Below are 14,871 nucleotides of genomic sequence, written 5' to 3'. Positions count from 1 at the left end.
GCGGGAAGACCATCTCCACCTTCGGTTCATCCCCACGAGCGTGGGGCGATTAAGGGCAAACCTTCGAATGCGTTTGCTTTGCGCGGTTCATCCCCACGAGCGTGGGGCGATTTCGGGCCGCGGCTCGAGCGATCGCGCCTTGCACGGTTCATCCCCACGAGCGTGGGGCGATTTTGCGCCAGGGCTTTGTTATGCTCGCTCACGCCGGTTCATCCCCACGAGCGTGGGGCGATTATTAGACATGTGAAATATGTAGTCATATCCATCGGTTCATCCCCACGAGCGTGGGGCGATTTGGAGCCTTAGACGGTCCCCGTTCTCTGAGTCCGGTTCATCCCCACGAGCGTGGGGCGATTCATCCTTGCCAGGTTTTTGATAGGGCTCTGCACGGTTCATCCCCACGAGCGTGGGGCGATTTGGTGAACCCCAGCCACTGCCAGAGCGTTCGTCGGTTCATCCCCACGAGCGTGGGGCGATTCAGCGCAATACCGAGGATCCGGCTGACTGGTGCGGTTCATCCCCACGAGCGTGGGGCGATTCTGCCATCGGGATTACGTAGAACCCAACCGTTCGGTTCATCCCCACGAGCGTGGGGCGATTGCGAACTTTGCCACCCGCGAATCGTGCTCGCTCGGTTCATCCCCACGAGCGTGGGGCGATTTCCTCCAATGCGACCCAACCCGTCGCCCGGTCCGGTTCATCCCCACGAGCGTGGGGCGATTGCTGCGTGCGGAATCACGGAGCCCGTGCTATACGGTTCATCCCCACGAGCGTGGGGCGATTTAGAGGGCGTCTTGTCCGGTGATGGTGAGGATCGGTTCATCCCCACGAGCGTGGGGCGATTGACTTCAAAACATCGAACAGCTTAAGCGAGACCGGTTCATCCCCACGAGCGTGGGGCGATTCATCGCTACCCTCCCACCAAAACGCCGGGGCACGGTTCATCCCCACGAGCGTGGGGCGATTTCAACCATCTCTCAGACCTTTCGCTCATCGTCCGGTTCATCCCCACGAGCGTGGGGCGATTCAGGACCAACTCACAGTTGCCCGCCTGGGTTTCGGTTCATCCCCACGAGCGTGGGGCGATTCTGTACCGGATAGCATTCCCCGCCATCGCAACCGGTTCATCCCCACGAGCGTGGGGCGATTTCGAACGGTCCACGCTGAGGATTGACAATCCCCGGTTCATCCCCACGAGCGTGGGGCGATTACGACACAATGAAGACAACCGTAAAAGGGGTTCGGTTCATCCCCACGAGCGTGGGGCGATTCTTGGGTGGGACTTCAGCACCGGATCAGCCGCCGGTTCATCCCCACGAGCGTGGGGCGATTGTTCTATCGGACTTGAATGACTTGCCCCACTTCGGTTCATCCCCACGAGCGTGGGGCGATTACTATAAAATGCCGCTAACTTATACAAATCGCACTATTTGATTGTCAAGGTGCGACGGTAGTTTTCTGCTTTCCAACATACCGCATCAGGACTAAACCTTCAAAATCTACTGGACGCCGGTCTGGCTCGCCATGGCAACGAACGGCGTAACCCTGCTCAGTTCGTGCTGAATGGACCATGATCGCGCTCCCTTCTTCCTCAAGTATCTTCTCCCAAAGTCGATCCCGCACTCGTCCGGGCATATTGCCGACGAAGACTCCAGCTTGAAACTCAACCATCCATCTACTGAGTTCACCCCTCAGTCGAGGTTTCACTGTTCGAACTACTATTACAATCATCCTCAGGTCCCCAAAGATCTGCAGGCAACGCAGGGTCGTCGTCGTAAACTTCCAGTTCCTCATCAGGAAGATCATCTGCAAACAGGCTCATCAGGTCGAGAGAAACCTGACTGAGGAAACGGCTTTCCCTAAACCGATCCCGCATCGCTAAACGTACGCGCCTGTCTATCTGGTCAGCACCTTCCTTAGCGGCGGAAAAGGCGGCTGGAACAGCGATGTCAAGCTTATATAGGTCCGCGACATCGTACACAAAGGACAGCTGCTTGCCCGTGTGGATAAAGCCCAACGCAGGACTGAAGCCCATAGAAAGGATAGCAGTGTGGCAGACTCCGTATAGGCAGGCGTTGGCAGCCGACAAGGCGCGGTTGACCGGATCAGAACCTTGCCAGGCGTTGCGGTCGTAGTTTCTCCCAGACCACTCCACTCCATACTTCTCAGCTGCCTCCTTGTATGCGCTCCGAACGCGCAAACCCTCCTTTCCTCGAAGCTGCTCGATCGACAAATCGTCAGAAAGAGCTTCTGGGAAGCGCATGCCGTAGAGCTTGCGAACAACCCTAAGCCGCGCCGGTGGATCGCTCACCAGCTCCGCCTGACGCATTAACCGGACGGCGGAATGGGTGCCACCCGTTCCAAAGGCGTACATTCTGACAGCGCCCTCCCCTACCCAGGCTGCCAAGCAATTGTTCCGTGCCAGGATGTCGATAGCAGCATGGCTGATCTTGGTACCTGGACCTAACATTAAGAGAGCAATCGAAGCGATTGGAATTTGAGTAAAGCCATCGTCATCGTAAACCGCGATTGCCGATTCCTCCCTCTCGACAACGGCATGCTCAATATAGACGTAACTCAGCCTATCCCTAAGCTTTGGCAACAGATGAAGGTCTGCAGGCATATTTTCCCCAGCACATCCAACTCTTAATTAACCCATCAGAATTATATAGAATTCCCCACTATCGTGGGGCGGTTGTTTTCTCCGCTTGTAACGACGGTTCATCCCCACGAATGTGCGGCCTGTCGCAGCTTTTGCAAATTCCGCCAATGAATTGGTCGAACAGTTGCAAAATCATTAATACTTCTTGGAGACAGCGGGCCTACATCCCAGCCATAACCATAGCCTTTGCCGTAGTCGTCAAAAGCTATGGGCGTTCCACAAGGGTCAAGTCGCACACGATCGCTGTCTTGGTTAGGTATGGGCGTCGCTTTATGCCATGCGGCGATAATAAATGTATCCATAAGGATCTCCTTGAGGCGCCACGGCGTGTGCGAGCAACATTATGTCAAACTGTTTTTGATCGGAGTTTGAGGACTTCGGTTCTCGCTCACGCCGGCTTCATTTTTTGAAGTCGGCACTTCTTCTATATTATACGACAAGTCGTTTCAAGCTGAGAACATTTCATTTCTGGTTTTGGAAAAATACTACAGGCAGCCAAGAAGAAGTCGCTGTCTGCATGGGATAAGGCAGTAGCTCCCGCGAAGCGTTCAGGTTGCTATGCCGACTCGCTTACGCTTGATCCCTCGCTACACTTAAGAGTCCGAAGCCATATGCTTTTTGCGGACCGATACCGGACTTCAGAGCACTAAGGAAATGGGCAGGATCGGTCACAGTAATAATGCCGTCGAATCTAATCGCTGGCAGATCTGAAGCCTTCCTGTCTATCCTACTCGCATCTTCGGTTTCGCGTTGGTAAGCCTGCTTCGTGTCTATCCATCGTTCGTATGTCGCTTCGACCGATTCAACGACGAATCCATACTTCTTGCCTTGCCGTTTGAGCCATTCCAGCCTTTCCGTTTCGGTACGTAAGAACCGAAGCTTGCTGTGTTTACTTCCTTCCTCCGCATGCTTTTTGCACGGACGGCACCTCAAGCGAAAAATAAGGCGTTGACCTTGCGCAAATTCCGGACTGAACAGTTTGCACTCGGGCTTCGATTTGAAAACTTCGCTGGGTTCGCCGAATTTGCTCCAATCAGGTTCAAACTCACTCTGAACGAGAAGGACAGGGCCGGGCTCAATCCTAAACAGGACGGACGCTTCTTGGCGTGAACTCGAAAAGCAGCCACATAACCGCCGATGAAGCTCGTAAGCATCACCGACCAAAGCGTACGTTCTAGCGTGAAACGGATTGAGTTGGATTCGGGACAGAATCATTGTGCCTCCAAATCTAAGAGGGTCGTTTCGATGTAGCGAATGCCGTATTTTCTCGTTTGTCTGTCCGGCCACTCGATCGGCACGTCTTGGATTGGTTCGCCGGCGAAGTCACCCGGCTCTAATTCCCGAATGCATCTATGTGTGCGTCCAAAGCGTTGGTGACCGTTCACATTGGTCTCATCTAAGGCGGTGCTGAGCATATCCAGCACATCGCCTTCGAAGATTCCGACAAGAACCCTGGTCGCTGGCGGACAGGATTTGCGCCCAAGGCTTAGCGGCCAGATGGGGTCGTCTAAAGCCGCCGCAATCCGCTCAAGCAACTCCCTTGGGCCTTCGAGCGCAACGAGGAAAGAAGCGTCTTGCAGGTAACGCTTATTCATAATGACTGCGTCCTTGCCCTTGCTTCCGTCGCTCTTCGGAGCTGCATACCCCTTTTGCCCTCGGAATACCCCTGCGCCTGCCGTGTGGAAGTCGTTGAGCAGCTTTCCTTCTTGTTCGACGAGAACCGTCATTCGAAGGCCGACCAGATCCCTGATGCCTTCATGCCTGTCCCGACCGAGGGCGCAACACATTAGTCCGATCACACCGCTCTTGGTTGGCTCCATACCCGTATCCCGATCAGAAAACCGCGAGCGGTAACCCCAGCTCTGCAAAGGCCCTTCCAGGCGCAATAGCAGGCAACAGTCGCTTTTCAAAGCCCCTCCAGCACTCCGGCAACGACATCTGCATACCCGCTCTTGGTAAGCACGCCAGTACTATTAAACTCCGAATCCAGCGAGTTAGCGAAGTAATAGTCTGCGTCATCGACCAGGCTCATCGTCCGCGATCTTGATAGGTGTACGAGTAAGGCCTTCACCGAAAGATCGTCCAGGCCTTCTCCCCGCTGGGATCGGATGGGCTTGACGAACGCATTACAAAGATTGAGCGGCATTCCTTTGCGACGAACAACGGCGAGGGCGGCAAAGGGTTGCGTGAAGTGGGCATGCCCATTGAGTTTTCCCGTTGGTGTAGCGTCCCACGAAGCCCGCAGAAACGCTTCGACGGTTCTTCTACACACGGCTTCGTCTTGCAGATTTTTTTCGAGAATCGGCAACGAGACGCATGCGTAACGATAAAAGATGGAAGCGTTAAACTCGGCCATGCCAAGCATGTCTGCGCCTGCGTCGGAGTCTTCGTCGCTGAGGTCTTTGAGATCGTCCGCCGCAGTCCAAAAGTCTGTCTCTTGGGATAAGGCATGGGTGCTGATCGCATGAGCGACCTGCGACGCCGCATCAACGTTTAGGTCGGTTGCTTCTGCGAGCATCCTGCCAAACAATGCAACATCAGCCGAGCTAGGTTTGACCACCGACTTCCACTTCTTATCGTCAGCTCGATACGCATCTAACAACGCAAAGAGCTCTTTATCGCCAAAGTAGAGCCCAACGGATGTCAACTCGGGTTTCTTGGTATCGGGTTTAGCAAGCTCGCCTCTGAACTTGTCGGCAATTTCGACAGCCTGCTCGGGAGACAGCCCCTTCCCTTCAAGATACGGGATAAGTTTTTCATCCCTGATGCGCTTCGACCTAGCGGCGATCGCTTCACCGACAACTTCCGTAAAGACGTCGGCTTGACGGATTGCGCGTTTTAGGCACTGACTTGAGATTCGAGCGCGGCGCTCTCCCCCGAACATGCAGTCTTTTGGAGAATTGTTTCCATCTCTATTGACGCACGAAGGCGGAAAGCTCTGAAGTAGATGTAATTCGATGAATTTTGCTTTCACTGTGATTCTTGCTCCTCCTGATTTTGTTCTTCGTTTGAATCGTTCTCTTCGACTTGGCTCGCTCCCCAGAAGCCCTTTGCCCATTGCATGCGCACGCGATTTCGAACATGCTCGTAAGGGGAGAGCAGTTTTTCGACATCTTCTAAGAATTTTCTCCAATCAATGGGAACGTTCGCGCTCTCACAAAGGGACACCAACCCATCGAGATGCCGCGGCAGTATCTCGAGATTTGCGTCGAGAGCGGCAACGAGTCGAGCTTCAACCCCCGCTTCGTTATGTTTCTTGCCGTCGATCGATTTCCTAAGCGATTCGCCAAGGTTGCCCGAACCGCCAGGCTCATGGTGAAAAGCAAAATTCGACGCCGTCAAGAACGCAGCTGTAACGAATGGACCCTCGGTTTGACCGTTGTCGAGAATCTTCACGATGTAGGGAAACATTCGTGGAGCTTCTCCAGGCACCTTGCCCCGGCCTGAACGCAACTCGGCTAAAGCTGCTCTATTTGCATCTTTAGGCTTCTTCCCTCTGTACTTTTCTAGTTCTCTGATAAGCGCGTTCGCCCTTCTGTTTTCCATAAGCTCTCCCTCTACTGTCAAGGCATTTCGGCTATTCTTCTTTACTCCTTGTTCGCTGATATTCGGCCCGGAAGCGAGCGGCAGACGGAGGAAGTCGATCAATCGCCATACGATATGCATCCTTTGACGCTCGTTCCGTCAGATCTTTCCACTCGTCTTCCGGCATACGCTTTGGTCGACTTGCGAGCGTTTCACCATCTGCTCCGACCACAGACCAGTAATCATGTAATTCTTGTCCAAGCTCTTCTGCCAACTTGGCAACATCCTTGCTATCGGGATTAGGTTGACCGGCTTGTAAGTATCTCCTCGCAAAGGCGTACAATCTTCGTTCAAGTTTTTTTGCTTCCGACTCCGCCTTGGCTACATTTCGATCTATATCTGAGAAGAGCTCGTCGTCACCAAGCAGCGATAATCTAAACGGAAGTGTTTCGTCTCGCCAAAACTCGGTCTTTGGGCCTTGCGCATTGCCGCATACTCCGATCACCCGCAAGCGAACAGGTTCTTCTTCGCTTATGCAAGGATAATAATTCCCCTTTAATTGTCGTACACACTCTGAAGCCTTGTGGGTCCCCGTCTTAACTCCTTCGCCGGGTGTACAACAAAGCAGCACGTTCAGCGAACGCCAGAGCGCCTTTCCAGGCTGCAAGCGGAAGTCCTTGAGTTTTCCGTCGCTCGCGACATATCGCGGAATCATAGGATCGGCAAATAAGCCGTCGGTATTCTCCTCAATCTGCTCGCCCATATGGAGGGCGACTGAAGAACACTGACTGCCTCCATCGATTGGGTGCAATCGAACGAATCGTGTTCGGCGTGTGTACATATCCGCCCAGCCTGATGGCTTTGATCTGCCAGGATGATTAGGCGGCTTGATTTCCCAAGACGGCGCTCCACTCTTCCATCTAGAAATCAGGTTCATGACGATTGTCTTCTCGAGGTCGTCTCCCTCCAAGAAAGAGATCGTTCTTGCGCAAAGAGGACCGGAGTACATAGTCATAGAGCCTTGCCTTGCAAGTGGGCTGCGCTTATCGGGGTGCGAGCCCCCAAAGGCAAAATTCGTCAGCATGGCGCGTGCAATCTCTGCTGACGGGACCGGTGTCATTTGGACTTCGATGTCCGCATCTAAAAACACGGCATTGTTGCCGGTCGCTCTGTCGTACTGAAGTACCGAGGGTGGTTTTTCGCCATAGTGGAGTTGAGGGTGCTGGCCGAATGGGTTCGTCTCGTTGTATAAGTCGAAGTATCCGGTATTTTGACGCACGTAATCCGCCATCCGAGCGATCTCAACCTTGCGATTCTTCCAGCGTTGTCCCCACTCGGTTCTGCTGGCAGGGTGGGAAACGCGATGGGCAATCGCGAGCAATAGCCTAATTAATACAGCGACTTCAAGTGGATTGCCTATAAGGCGCCTGATTGAACCGGCTTGTTCAAAAACCTCAGTAAGAGAAAGCTCCTTCCTCTGCCCTGCCAGATCTTCAACAAGTATCCAAGGTTCACTATCAAGATGAAAACTACTACCCATTCTTTTTGCTCCAACGAAGCCCAATTTCGGAATCGTAAGTATAGCGGTGGCTCTCGGTCTCGAAACAGCCATTTTCGTCCAAGACAGCCAGTCTTGAGTCACGAAGAGCCTTAGTCTTGTCCCAGCCCTTACCAATCGGTATCTTGAGTAACTCGTTGAGTTGGTATTGAGGAAGGCTCGCTTTTACGGTCTTGAGGACAAGAGCTCGCTTATCTTCCTGCGAGAGAATCCCCTCCGGCGCAGGCCTGTCTTTGTAAGAAATTACAATGGAGACCGTGGGAAGGCTCTCTATTCTTGTCTTAGCGACAAACTGCTGGTACTTCGACCCGGCTTCGTCAGGATCAGGGTGATCATTTGCGGTTAGCGAGATTGAGTCTTCGGAAAACGGCGATGGGATTCCCACCGCGCAAACGATCTCGCGAAGATCCTCTTCTTTCATCTTGTGTTCAGCCTCAAGTGCACGGAGTCTTTCCTGGATCCCTGGCCGCTCATCACAAAGCGGCTCTTCGTCGTAAACGATCTCAATGAAACTTGCAACTTTCTTAGGCTCGTCGATCAACACTTCTTTGCTAAGGAGAATGTCAGTACGCTGGAGTATCGACCAATCGTATACTTTGTTGCGAAAGTCCGGCAATCCATCTTCTCGGGTCATGGGCTTAAGAACCTCCAAGACAGGCGCATCACGCTGGTCTGGAGCACCGTCGCAAAGCAATTTCCCGTATCGATCTCGTTTGTGTCTGTGCAATCTGCCTGCCCTTTGAATCAATAAGTCTATCGGTGCCAACTCGCTAATCATGTGATCAAAATCAAGGTCAAGGCTCTGCTCAACGACTTGAGTTGCCACGACTATCGCAGGACGGATTCTCAGCCCATTCTTGCCAAAATTATTCAGCACCTTTCGTTCGATCGCGTCCCTGTCGTCGACTGTATACCGGGCATGAAATAGAAAAAGATTGATGCCCTCCGCCTCGTCGTAGGACTTCAAGATTTCGTATGCGCTTTGTGCGTCGTTGACTGTGTTAAATAATAATGCGCCAGTTCCTCCTGACGTCAATACACGATCTAAAATTCTGTGAACCCCAGCCTGAACGCTGCTATGACCGATCCCTTCGAAATAGCGAATCGACAGGGGCTTTCTTGGATTACAGCTAAAGGTTTCGCTTTTGGCAAGCCCATCAGGAGTTGTCCAGGTGATACAAGGGTAGGCGGCCTGCTGCCAAGATTCAACGCCCCAGGCCCTTAGCAACTCACTACGTTTTGAACTTGGCAACGTCGCCGATAGCAAGACGACTCGACATGAGAACACTCGGAGCCATTCCATTAGTCGCGTAAGGAGGCCGCTCATATATACGTCGTAGGCGTGTACTTCGTCGATTACGACCATTTTTCCTGCAAGTGCAAAGAGCCTGACAAAAAAGTGCTTTGCTCTCAGCGATGCGATAAGCGCCTGGTCGATCGTTCCGACTCCATACTGCGCAAGTAATCCACGTTTACTGCCAGAAAACCAATCTTCCGCGATCAGCCGCTGCTCTTGGTCATTGGAATTTCCGTGCGTAGTTACGTCTTCAGCGTATAGCCAGGCTTGTGAGTGAAGGCGTCTGGTCGTTTGGTCCGAAGGGGAGGAAAGAAAACCCTTGACTCTATCGAACAATCCATTTGCGGTCGCCATCGTTGGCAATGCAAAATATAATCCCTCTCCATTCGACCTATCAGGCTCGGAGAGGATAAAGGCCGCCTCTGTTTTTCCTTCACCCGTAGGGGACTCAATTATTGCAACCCCAAACCCTTCTTGTGATATCCGTTCCGAGAGAGACTGCATCGCATTAGGCATATATCCCGACAGAATCTGATCAGTATTCCGACGTGAAGTAGATTCTGATGGATAAAATCTGAGATCGTCCAGAAGCTCTACAGCCCGCTTTCTCGCGTTATACAGATAATCGCCAAGATCACTTTCAGTAGTTTTGAATCCTACCATCTTCTCATGAGAGCCAAGCCAGTCTGCCACACTGACGAAACCTGCCAACCATCCAACGAATTCGACGTGATTCTTGGGTTCTGGGGTTCCTTCCTCAAAATCCAAAACTCGCGCTAAATCCTCTAAAAGCTCAAAAGATAATTCGGTCCAAGGCGGCTTGTGAATGCCCAGCGCTGTTCGCCCGTGATCGACCACAAAGTAGCCATGGTGCCCGCCTACACAAACGGCGACACTCCTCGCGGCTATGGGTGACCATCCCCAACCCTTTAAGAACTCAAGCATGTAAGCGTTAGTAGCCTGTCCATGCTTCTGTCGTACGCGTTCAGAGGAAACACTAAGGTCCTTCAATGCCTCCCTGAATTGGTCTACTTGGCCCTGAAAGTAGCGATTGGCCTTACCAATGTCATGACATGCTGCTAAGAAGATACAAGTAATTCGGGCCATCCGCAGTGAAGGAAACTGTCTGACAGCGACAGTTCTCGAACGTTCTGGCAACCTCTCCCATAAAACTTCGGCTGTAGCGGCGACATCGAGCAAATGGTAGGGTAACGAATGCCACAACCCATTAGGGTCTGTTTTCGCCCATAGCCTGAAATATTCTTTGCCTAATGACAAGCCCAACGTACCGTCCCTCAATCTTAATATAGTAGACAAGAGTACAGGAAACGGTTGTCCTGCGTCAAGTACGTTTTCCACAAATCGTTAACAAAAGTGCCGTGTCTTAGTCAGCATACTATGCTGTTCACCGGTCTCTTCTAGACCAGCCCCATAGTTCAATGCAGAACGTCTCAACATCCTGTTTTGGGTACCAATGGAGAAATCCCTTTCCACTCGTTCTATGATGCCGGTGAAAGTCTGGCGTCCGCTGACTTCGAAGCGAAGCCATGCTACAGTAGCGATCTCTAAGAGTTTCCCTAACCAAGCTCAAAGCCGCCTTGGCTGCTAACCGGTCCTGCCGAAAAGTATGCCTTCAGATTACTGGCTGAACTATATAATATGGCATACTATAGTCACTCACAGCGTATTGGTGAGGACTTCTTTGGAGTAAGCATGAAAACATCATCAGCCAAATGCCCGGTCTGCGACAAGGTGGTTTCAGCCAACAAGGCCCAAGCCAACCATCTTGTCCATGCCATCGTCACCTTATTCTCGTTCGGGGCTTGGATCATCGTTTGGATATTCGCCAGCATCAATGCGGCAAATTCGCCGTGGCGGTGTCAATACTGCGGCACGGTCGTTCATCCGCACAGCTAGCGGTACTCGACTATTGTCAGGAACGAACGATCCTGCCAGAATGAGAACTGGTAGAACATCAATGAGCACGGGCGGTAGATCCAATCTGGAGCACCGCCCATTTTTGTTGGTCGCATATCTCTTAGAACAAAAAGAGCCCCGCCGCTAACGACGGGGCAGTGTGTTGGGGAGACAGGTCTAACGACGAACCCACTTCATCGCGTCGAAGCCGATCTTAGTGGAAATCCAGGGCTCGTTGGTGACGTCAAGCAACCTGACGAAGCTGTTCGATCCAGCCGGAAGATCGTAGGTGCCGAGACTCACCCAGGCATCGTAGACGACAAACTGGTTGACGTGAACAGTGGTGTAGTTATTGCCCGCGATCCAGATTTCGTAGTTTGCATCCTTGGTCGTTGCGTTGTTGCGGGGGATGAACGCAAAGATTTCGTATCTGCCTGCCGTGAGGTTGGGTCGCCACTGACCGACATTATCCAGAGCCTGGACCCCTTGCTGATTGTTCTGTGTCCAGAGCATTGAGCCGTTGATGCCCAGACCAGTTGCTGTGTGCCAGTAGCTCGGGGTGCCCCACTTAAAGAATCCAACGGAATTGATGTTACTAACAGCATCGGAGTTGTCGATAACGACCTCAGAGGGTCCACCGCCGCCGCCGCCACCGCCTCCTCCCCCTCCTCCACCACCAGTGGCGTCAGGGAAGAACCGGTCAAAGACATTGAAACTGGCGTTTAGGAGGTTAGGGAACTGCCGGTCTACCCAGGTTCTGCCCATCGCTTCGGCCCGAATCCCGGCTGAGGCGGTGAAGGCTCCTTGGACATTGACCTTCAGGCCGTTGGGATTGCTCTGCCGATCATAGCGACAGACAAAGTTCGGCTCCAGCGAAAAGTTCGGGCCGACGACGTCATAGAGTTTGACGGTCGCTTCAGTCAAAATCGGACAGAAGGTGACTACTGATCCCGTTGAGAAGTTCTTCTCGATCGCAAGGTCAAAGCCTTTGTTAAAGGACTTGACGAGCGACCAATCAGAGCCGTTAAACTCGGCTCCACCTTGGACCATTGCTGAGGCAGTAGCTGTGGCCGTAAACTCAGCGGCCATATCGCCTCGAACGGTCACAAAGATGTCAGCGTCGGTCTTGATAACCAATGGCACTGGTACGCCAAGCACAGTGCCGACATAGATCGTGATCGGCTTGAAGGAAAGATGCGTTAGCTTGTGCTTAACGTTGATGCCGTTAAAGCCACCGCGAACACGGAGTTGAGCTTGCCCAGAACTGGTCAGCACAGCTCGGCAGTGCTGAATGTGGAGACCGCTGACCCGAAGTTGAAAGTCCAGATCAAACGATAGGTCGATCCCGCCATCGAGCTTAACAGCGACACCACCTGCTTGGGCAATGACACGCTCGGGAACACCAATGCGAATGGCTCCACCGACCCGGCTGCTCGGTTCGACCGTGACGCCGCTGGCGACTTGGCCCTGCTCGATCACATCGTCAGCGCCAAGTGTGCGCACAACAGCGATCTCGGCATTACTGAAGACGTCCTCCAGGGTGCCCGGCTCGGTCGTAATCGTCAGTTCGCCTTCGCGTGAACGGGTGACTTTCTTTGCTTTTCGAAGAAACCCCTCACCTGTACTGGAAACCAAGACGTCGCCGTCGACAATTGGGGGAACAGAACCGGTCAAAACGAGGGTACTGGCATCAGGACGGTTGACTGTAACGGAACCATCTGAAGGGATGACCCGTACGTTGGCGTGAACCTGACCGGTACCACCGCCGGAGCTTGAGCCCGACCCACCGCCTCCACCACAGCCGACGAGAACAATAGCAATAACCGCCAAAAATGGGCGGAAAGACAACAATCTCTTCATCGATATGCCTCCGAGTGTGAATTGGCCACAGCCAGCGCTAAACGAACTGTGACTATAGTCACCAGTATATACGAAGTAGACAGAAATATGGTGCGGATTCCAATGTATTTGAAATGCCGGAGTTGTCGCTGCCAGAAGAGTTCGGTCGATTAGTGCGGGAATGGCGGACCGAGCGAGGGTTCAGCCAAGAGGGGTTTGCCTATCGCTGCGGGGTTCACCGCACCTACATGACCCATATCGAGCGTGGCACCAGAACGCCAACGATCAACGTGGTCGCGAAACTGGCCCGGGGGTTAGGGGTGGAAATCAGCGCAATCTTTACCGAGTTGGAGAGCCGGGGCGCGACGGTTGAAAAGACAACGGAACAGCCCTCGCCGCGTTAGGCGCGGTCTGTACCAGCACGAAAGTTGAGCAGACGCGTTTCGCCTGCTCTTAGTAGTCTTCGGGCAGTAGAACGGTCGTCGCTGATCTATCTGCCTCAGTGATAATCCAAAACTTCGTGCCGCACCCATCTCTGTAGACCGAGAGGAGCCTGCTGCCATGCTGCAATGCCCTGTCGTTAGCTTTGCGGTCATCGTCGTCGACCTCGCCCCAGTCACACAAAGCGTGCCGGTTCAACGCTCTGAGAACCTCAATCCACTCCAATTGGCACTCCGCGTTGGGTGTGATATATGTATTGCCAAGTTCAAATCTGTCTGCCATCGCCCTCACCTCGCCGCAAGAACGCGTGTGCTCTTGCGGCCAAGAACGGCGGCGGCAGACGCAGTGACAGCATCGCTCAGGTAGCCAGCTAGGTCAAATATGCAGGCGTTTGAGCTGGTCCAGAGAGGTGCGAAGGTAGATTCGCCCATCGATCATGCCCGCTCTATCTCAGGAGGGCCTTTTAGCTTCAGGAGCCCCAAAACCTAAACCTAACTTTCAATGTCACTTGCATTCCTTTCAACTCTCTCGGCAAGGGGCAGACGTTGATACGCTTGGAGCAGGCTCTGTTCGATAGAAACAAGCTGACTTCGATAGTGGTACAGCGACTGTGTCTCCGCAATTGGCACCCATTGCGCTAAGATTTGAAACGCGCCATCTGCGTCCTTGTCGGCAACGTGCAACCTGGCTGTTGTGACCGCTACTTTAAGAGAGTTATAGGTGTCGCCTGGCTGGGCAGCGGCTTCCAGTGCATCGCTTGCTTCGTCAAGTCTGCCCAGTGCGATAAGTGCCCGTGCTTCGACCTCTTTAGTGCCTTTGAAATCCACTCCAATTTCTATCTCTGGGAGCACGCTTTGCAAGGCAGCGAGCTGATACTCAAGAAGGCTCCTGTTCCTGACGCCATGCCGGTAAAGCTCCTCTAGGGCGATCAGTCGGTCTCGAAGATACGTTTGGAACAAGGTCCTGTGCAAACTTCGCTCGCGATCGGTTCGGGGCTGCCAATCGCTTAAGTAGCGCCCAAGGCGAGACATGGCGGATCGGCTGTAGCGCGGGGAGTCTGGATCAACCGGATAGGTAGAGATGGCTTCTTGCCAGAGCGCTGATGCTACCCAGGCTGGCTCGTAGGCGCTCGTTGCCAGGTTTTGCAGTTCGCGAGAGACGTGGATGGCTTGCCTGTGTCTCTCCGTATGCGAGCTAGTCTCGACATGAATCTTGCCACAGTGGTAGGCAAGCTCCTGTCTTGATGGCTGATGCGCCAACTCGTGCCAGAGGCTGCCCGTCGCATCCCGAACATTGCCAATTTTGCCCAGCTCGTAGAGGCTATTGCGGCACTCCAGAAACCCCCAGATTTCATCATCAGTTGCCCCGGCGGTAGGTAACTCCGTTTCGATTGGCGAAGGGGCATAATCGCGAATCCAGGCCTGATAGAGGGCTTCCTTCTCAGCGATATCTGGAAAGGCTCTGAGCAAGGTTTCGAGGGTCTGGTAGCTCAGATTGGGGTACGTACCCTTGACGATTTGAGAGATGCGCCCCGGGCTCAGACCAGCCACTGCCGAGAAGGCCGCCAGCGAGGCATATCTGCGCCGGGCCAGCAGGCGCAGTTCCTCCCCAAACGAGCGCTGTTGCACCAAG

Annotated in this window: 14 protein-coding genes and 1 CRISPR repeat array; of the genes, 2 read left to right on the top strand and 12 right to left on the bottom strand. The window is 53.3% G+C overall.

All coding sequences use genetic code 11. The features are described 5' to 3' along the window. Positions 1-22 precede the first annotated feature (22 nt). Positions 23-1,393: a CRISPR direct-repeat array (repeat unit 29 nt; unit sequence CGGTTCATCCCCACGAGCGTGGGGCGATT). Positions 1,394-1,437: 44 nt separating this feature from the next. The 9 genes from cas2e to cas3 form a co-directional block, all read right to left on the bottom strand. After that, positions 1,438-1,707 (bottom strand): type I-E CRISPR-associated endoribonuclease Cas2, encoded by a 270-nt coding sequence (gene cas2e / locus KF784_11625; GenBank protein ID MBX3119707.1) that lies wholly within the window; start codon positions 1,705-1,707, stop codon positions 1,438-1,440. Then, complete coding sequence (gene cas1e, locus KF784_11620; protein ID MBX3119706.1) at positions 1,685-2,623, bottom strand: type I-E CRISPR-associated endonuclease Cas1; 939 nt, start codon at positions 2,621-2,623, stop codon at positions 1,685-1,687. Before cas1e ends, cas2e begins: the two co-directional genes overlap by 23 nt. Positions 2,624-2,721: 98 nt before the next feature. Next, a complete protein-coding gene (locus tag KF784_11615) occupies positions 2,722-2,964 on the bottom strand; it encodes a hypothetical protein (protein MBX3119705.1) in 243 nt (80 codons plus the stop codon). Between the two features lie 268 nt (positions 2,965-3,232). Continuing rightward, positions 3,233-3,877 (bottom strand): type I-E CRISPR-associated protein Cas6/Cse3/CasE, encoded by a 645-nt coding sequence (gene cas6e / locus KF784_11610; GenBank protein MBX3119704.1) that lies wholly within the window; start codon positions 3,875-3,877, stop codon positions 3,233-3,235. Beyond that, on the bottom strand, positions 3,874-4,572 hold the full coding sequence (gene cas5e / locus KF784_11605) for a type I-E CRISPR-associated protein Cas5/CasD (protein MBX3119703.1): 699 nt from the start codon (positions 4,570-4,572) through the stop codon (positions 3,874-3,876). The genes cas6e and cas5e overlap by 4 nt, the downstream gene beginning before the upstream one ends. Then, positions 4,569-5,636, bottom strand: coding sequence for a type I-E CRISPR-associated protein Cas7/Cse4/CasC (gene cas7e, locus KF784_11600; protein MBX3119702.1), 1,068 nt, complete (start codon positions 5,634-5,636; stop codon positions 4,569-4,571). Before cas7e ends, cas5e begins: the two co-directional genes overlap by 4 nt. Beyond that, positions 5,633-6,208, bottom strand: a complete 576-nt coding sequence (gene casB, locus KF784_11595) for a type I-E CRISPR-associated protein Cse2/CasB (protein ID MBX3119701.1) — start codon at positions 6,206-6,208, stop codon at positions 5,633-5,635. The genes cas7e and casB overlap by 4 nt, the downstream gene beginning before the upstream one ends. 31 nt (positions 6,209-6,239) lie before the next feature. Further along, on the bottom strand, positions 6,240-7,751 hold the full coding sequence (gene casA / locus KF784_11590; GenBank protein MBX3119700.1) for a type I-E CRISPR-associated protein Cse1/CasA: 1,512 nt from the start codon (positions 7,749-7,751) through the stop codon (positions 6,240-6,242). Further along, positions 7,720-10,326 carry a CRISPR-associated helicase Cas3' gene (cas3, locus tag KF784_11585; protein MBX3119699.1) on the bottom strand — a complete coding sequence of 869 codons (2,607 nt, stop codon included), beginning with the start codon at positions 10,324-10,326 and terminating at the stop codon, positions 7,720-7,722. The genes casA and cas3 overlap by 32 nt, the downstream gene beginning before the upstream one ends. A gap of 429 nt (positions 10,327-10,755) precedes the next feature. Between cas3 and KF784_11580 the strand changes: the two genes are divergently transcribed. Next, positions 10,756-10,959 carry a hypothetical protein gene (locus tag KF784_11580; GenBank protein MBX3119698.1) on the top strand — a complete coding sequence of 68 codons (204 nt, stop codon included), beginning with the start codon at positions 10,756-10,758 and terminating at the stop codon, positions 10,957-10,959. Between the two features lie 177 nt (positions 10,960-11,136). Here the strand turns inward: KF784_11580 and KF784_11575 are convergent, their stop codons facing one another. Continuing rightward, positions 11,137-12,819 carry a hypothetical protein gene (locus KF784_11575; protein MBX3119697.1) on the bottom strand — a complete coding sequence of 561 codons (1,683 nt, stop codon included), beginning with the start codon at positions 12,817-12,819 and terminating at the stop codon, positions 11,137-11,139. 113 nt (positions 12,820-12,932) lie between these two features. Here KF784_11575 and KF784_11570 point away from each other — a divergent pair, with 113 nt between their 5' ends. Continuing rightward, entirely contained in the window at positions 12,933-13,202 is a 270-nt protein-coding gene (locus KF784_11570; GenBank protein ID MBX3119696.1) for a helix-turn-helix transcriptional regulator, read from the top strand. 49 nt (positions 13,203-13,251) lie between these two features. Here the strand turns inward: KF784_11570 and KF784_11565 are convergent, their stop codons facing one another. After that, positions 13,252-13,521 (bottom strand): hypothetical protein, encoded by a 270-nt coding sequence (locus tag KF784_11565; protein MBX3119695.1) that lies wholly within the window; start codon positions 13,519-13,521, stop codon positions 13,252-13,254. Between the two features lie 209 nt (positions 13,522-13,730). Then, positions 13,731-14,870 carry a helix-turn-helix domain-containing protein gene (locus KF784_11560; protein MBX3119694.1) on the bottom strand — a complete coding sequence of 380 codons (1,140 nt, stop codon included), beginning with the start codon at positions 14,868-14,870 and terminating at the stop codon, positions 13,731-13,733. Position 14,871 lies beyond the last annotated feature (1 nt).

The organism is Fimbriimonadaceae bacterium, assembly GCA_019638775.1.
In the GTDB taxonomy this organism is placed as follows: domain Bacteria; phylum Armatimonadota; class Fimbriimonadia; order Fimbriimonadales; family Fimbriimonadaceae; genus JAHBTD01.
The sequence above is the reverse complement of the archived record's forward strand: the minus strand, read 5'-3'. Positions and strand labels throughout refer to the sequence as shown.

Bases quoted from the DNA above. Each gene is read 5' to 3' on its own strand.
- KF784_11580 (MBX3119698.1), top strand. From the start codon at position 10,756: ATGAAAACATCATCAGCCAAATGCCCGGTCTGCGACAAGGTGGTTTCA.
- cas6e (MBX3119704.1), bottom strand. From the start codon at position 3,877: ATGATTCTGTCCCGAATCCAACTCAATCCGTTTCACGCTAGAACGTAC.
- KF784_11565 (MBX3119695.1), bottom strand. From the start codon at position 13,521: ATGGCAGACAGATTTGAACTTGGCAATACATATATCACACCCAACGCG.
- casB (MBX3119701.1), bottom strand. From the start codon at position 6,208: ATGGAAAACAGAAGGGCGAACGCGCTTATCAGAGAACTAGAAAAGTAC.
- KF784_11570 (MBX3119696.1), top strand. From the start codon at position 12,933: ATGCCGGAGTTGTCGCTGCCAGAAGAGTTCGGTCGATTAGTGCGGGAA.
- KF784_11575 (MBX3119697.1), bottom strand. From the start codon at position 12,819: ATGAAGAGATTGTTGTCTTTCCGCCCATTTTTGGCGGTTATTGCTATT.
- cas1e (MBX3119706.1), bottom strand. From the start codon at position 2,623: ATGCCTGCAGACCTTCATCTGTTGCCAAAGCTTAGGGATAGGCTGAGT.
- KF784_11615 (MBX3119705.1), bottom strand. From the start codon at position 2,964: ATGGATACATTTATTATCGCCGCATGGCATAAAGCGACGCCCATACCT.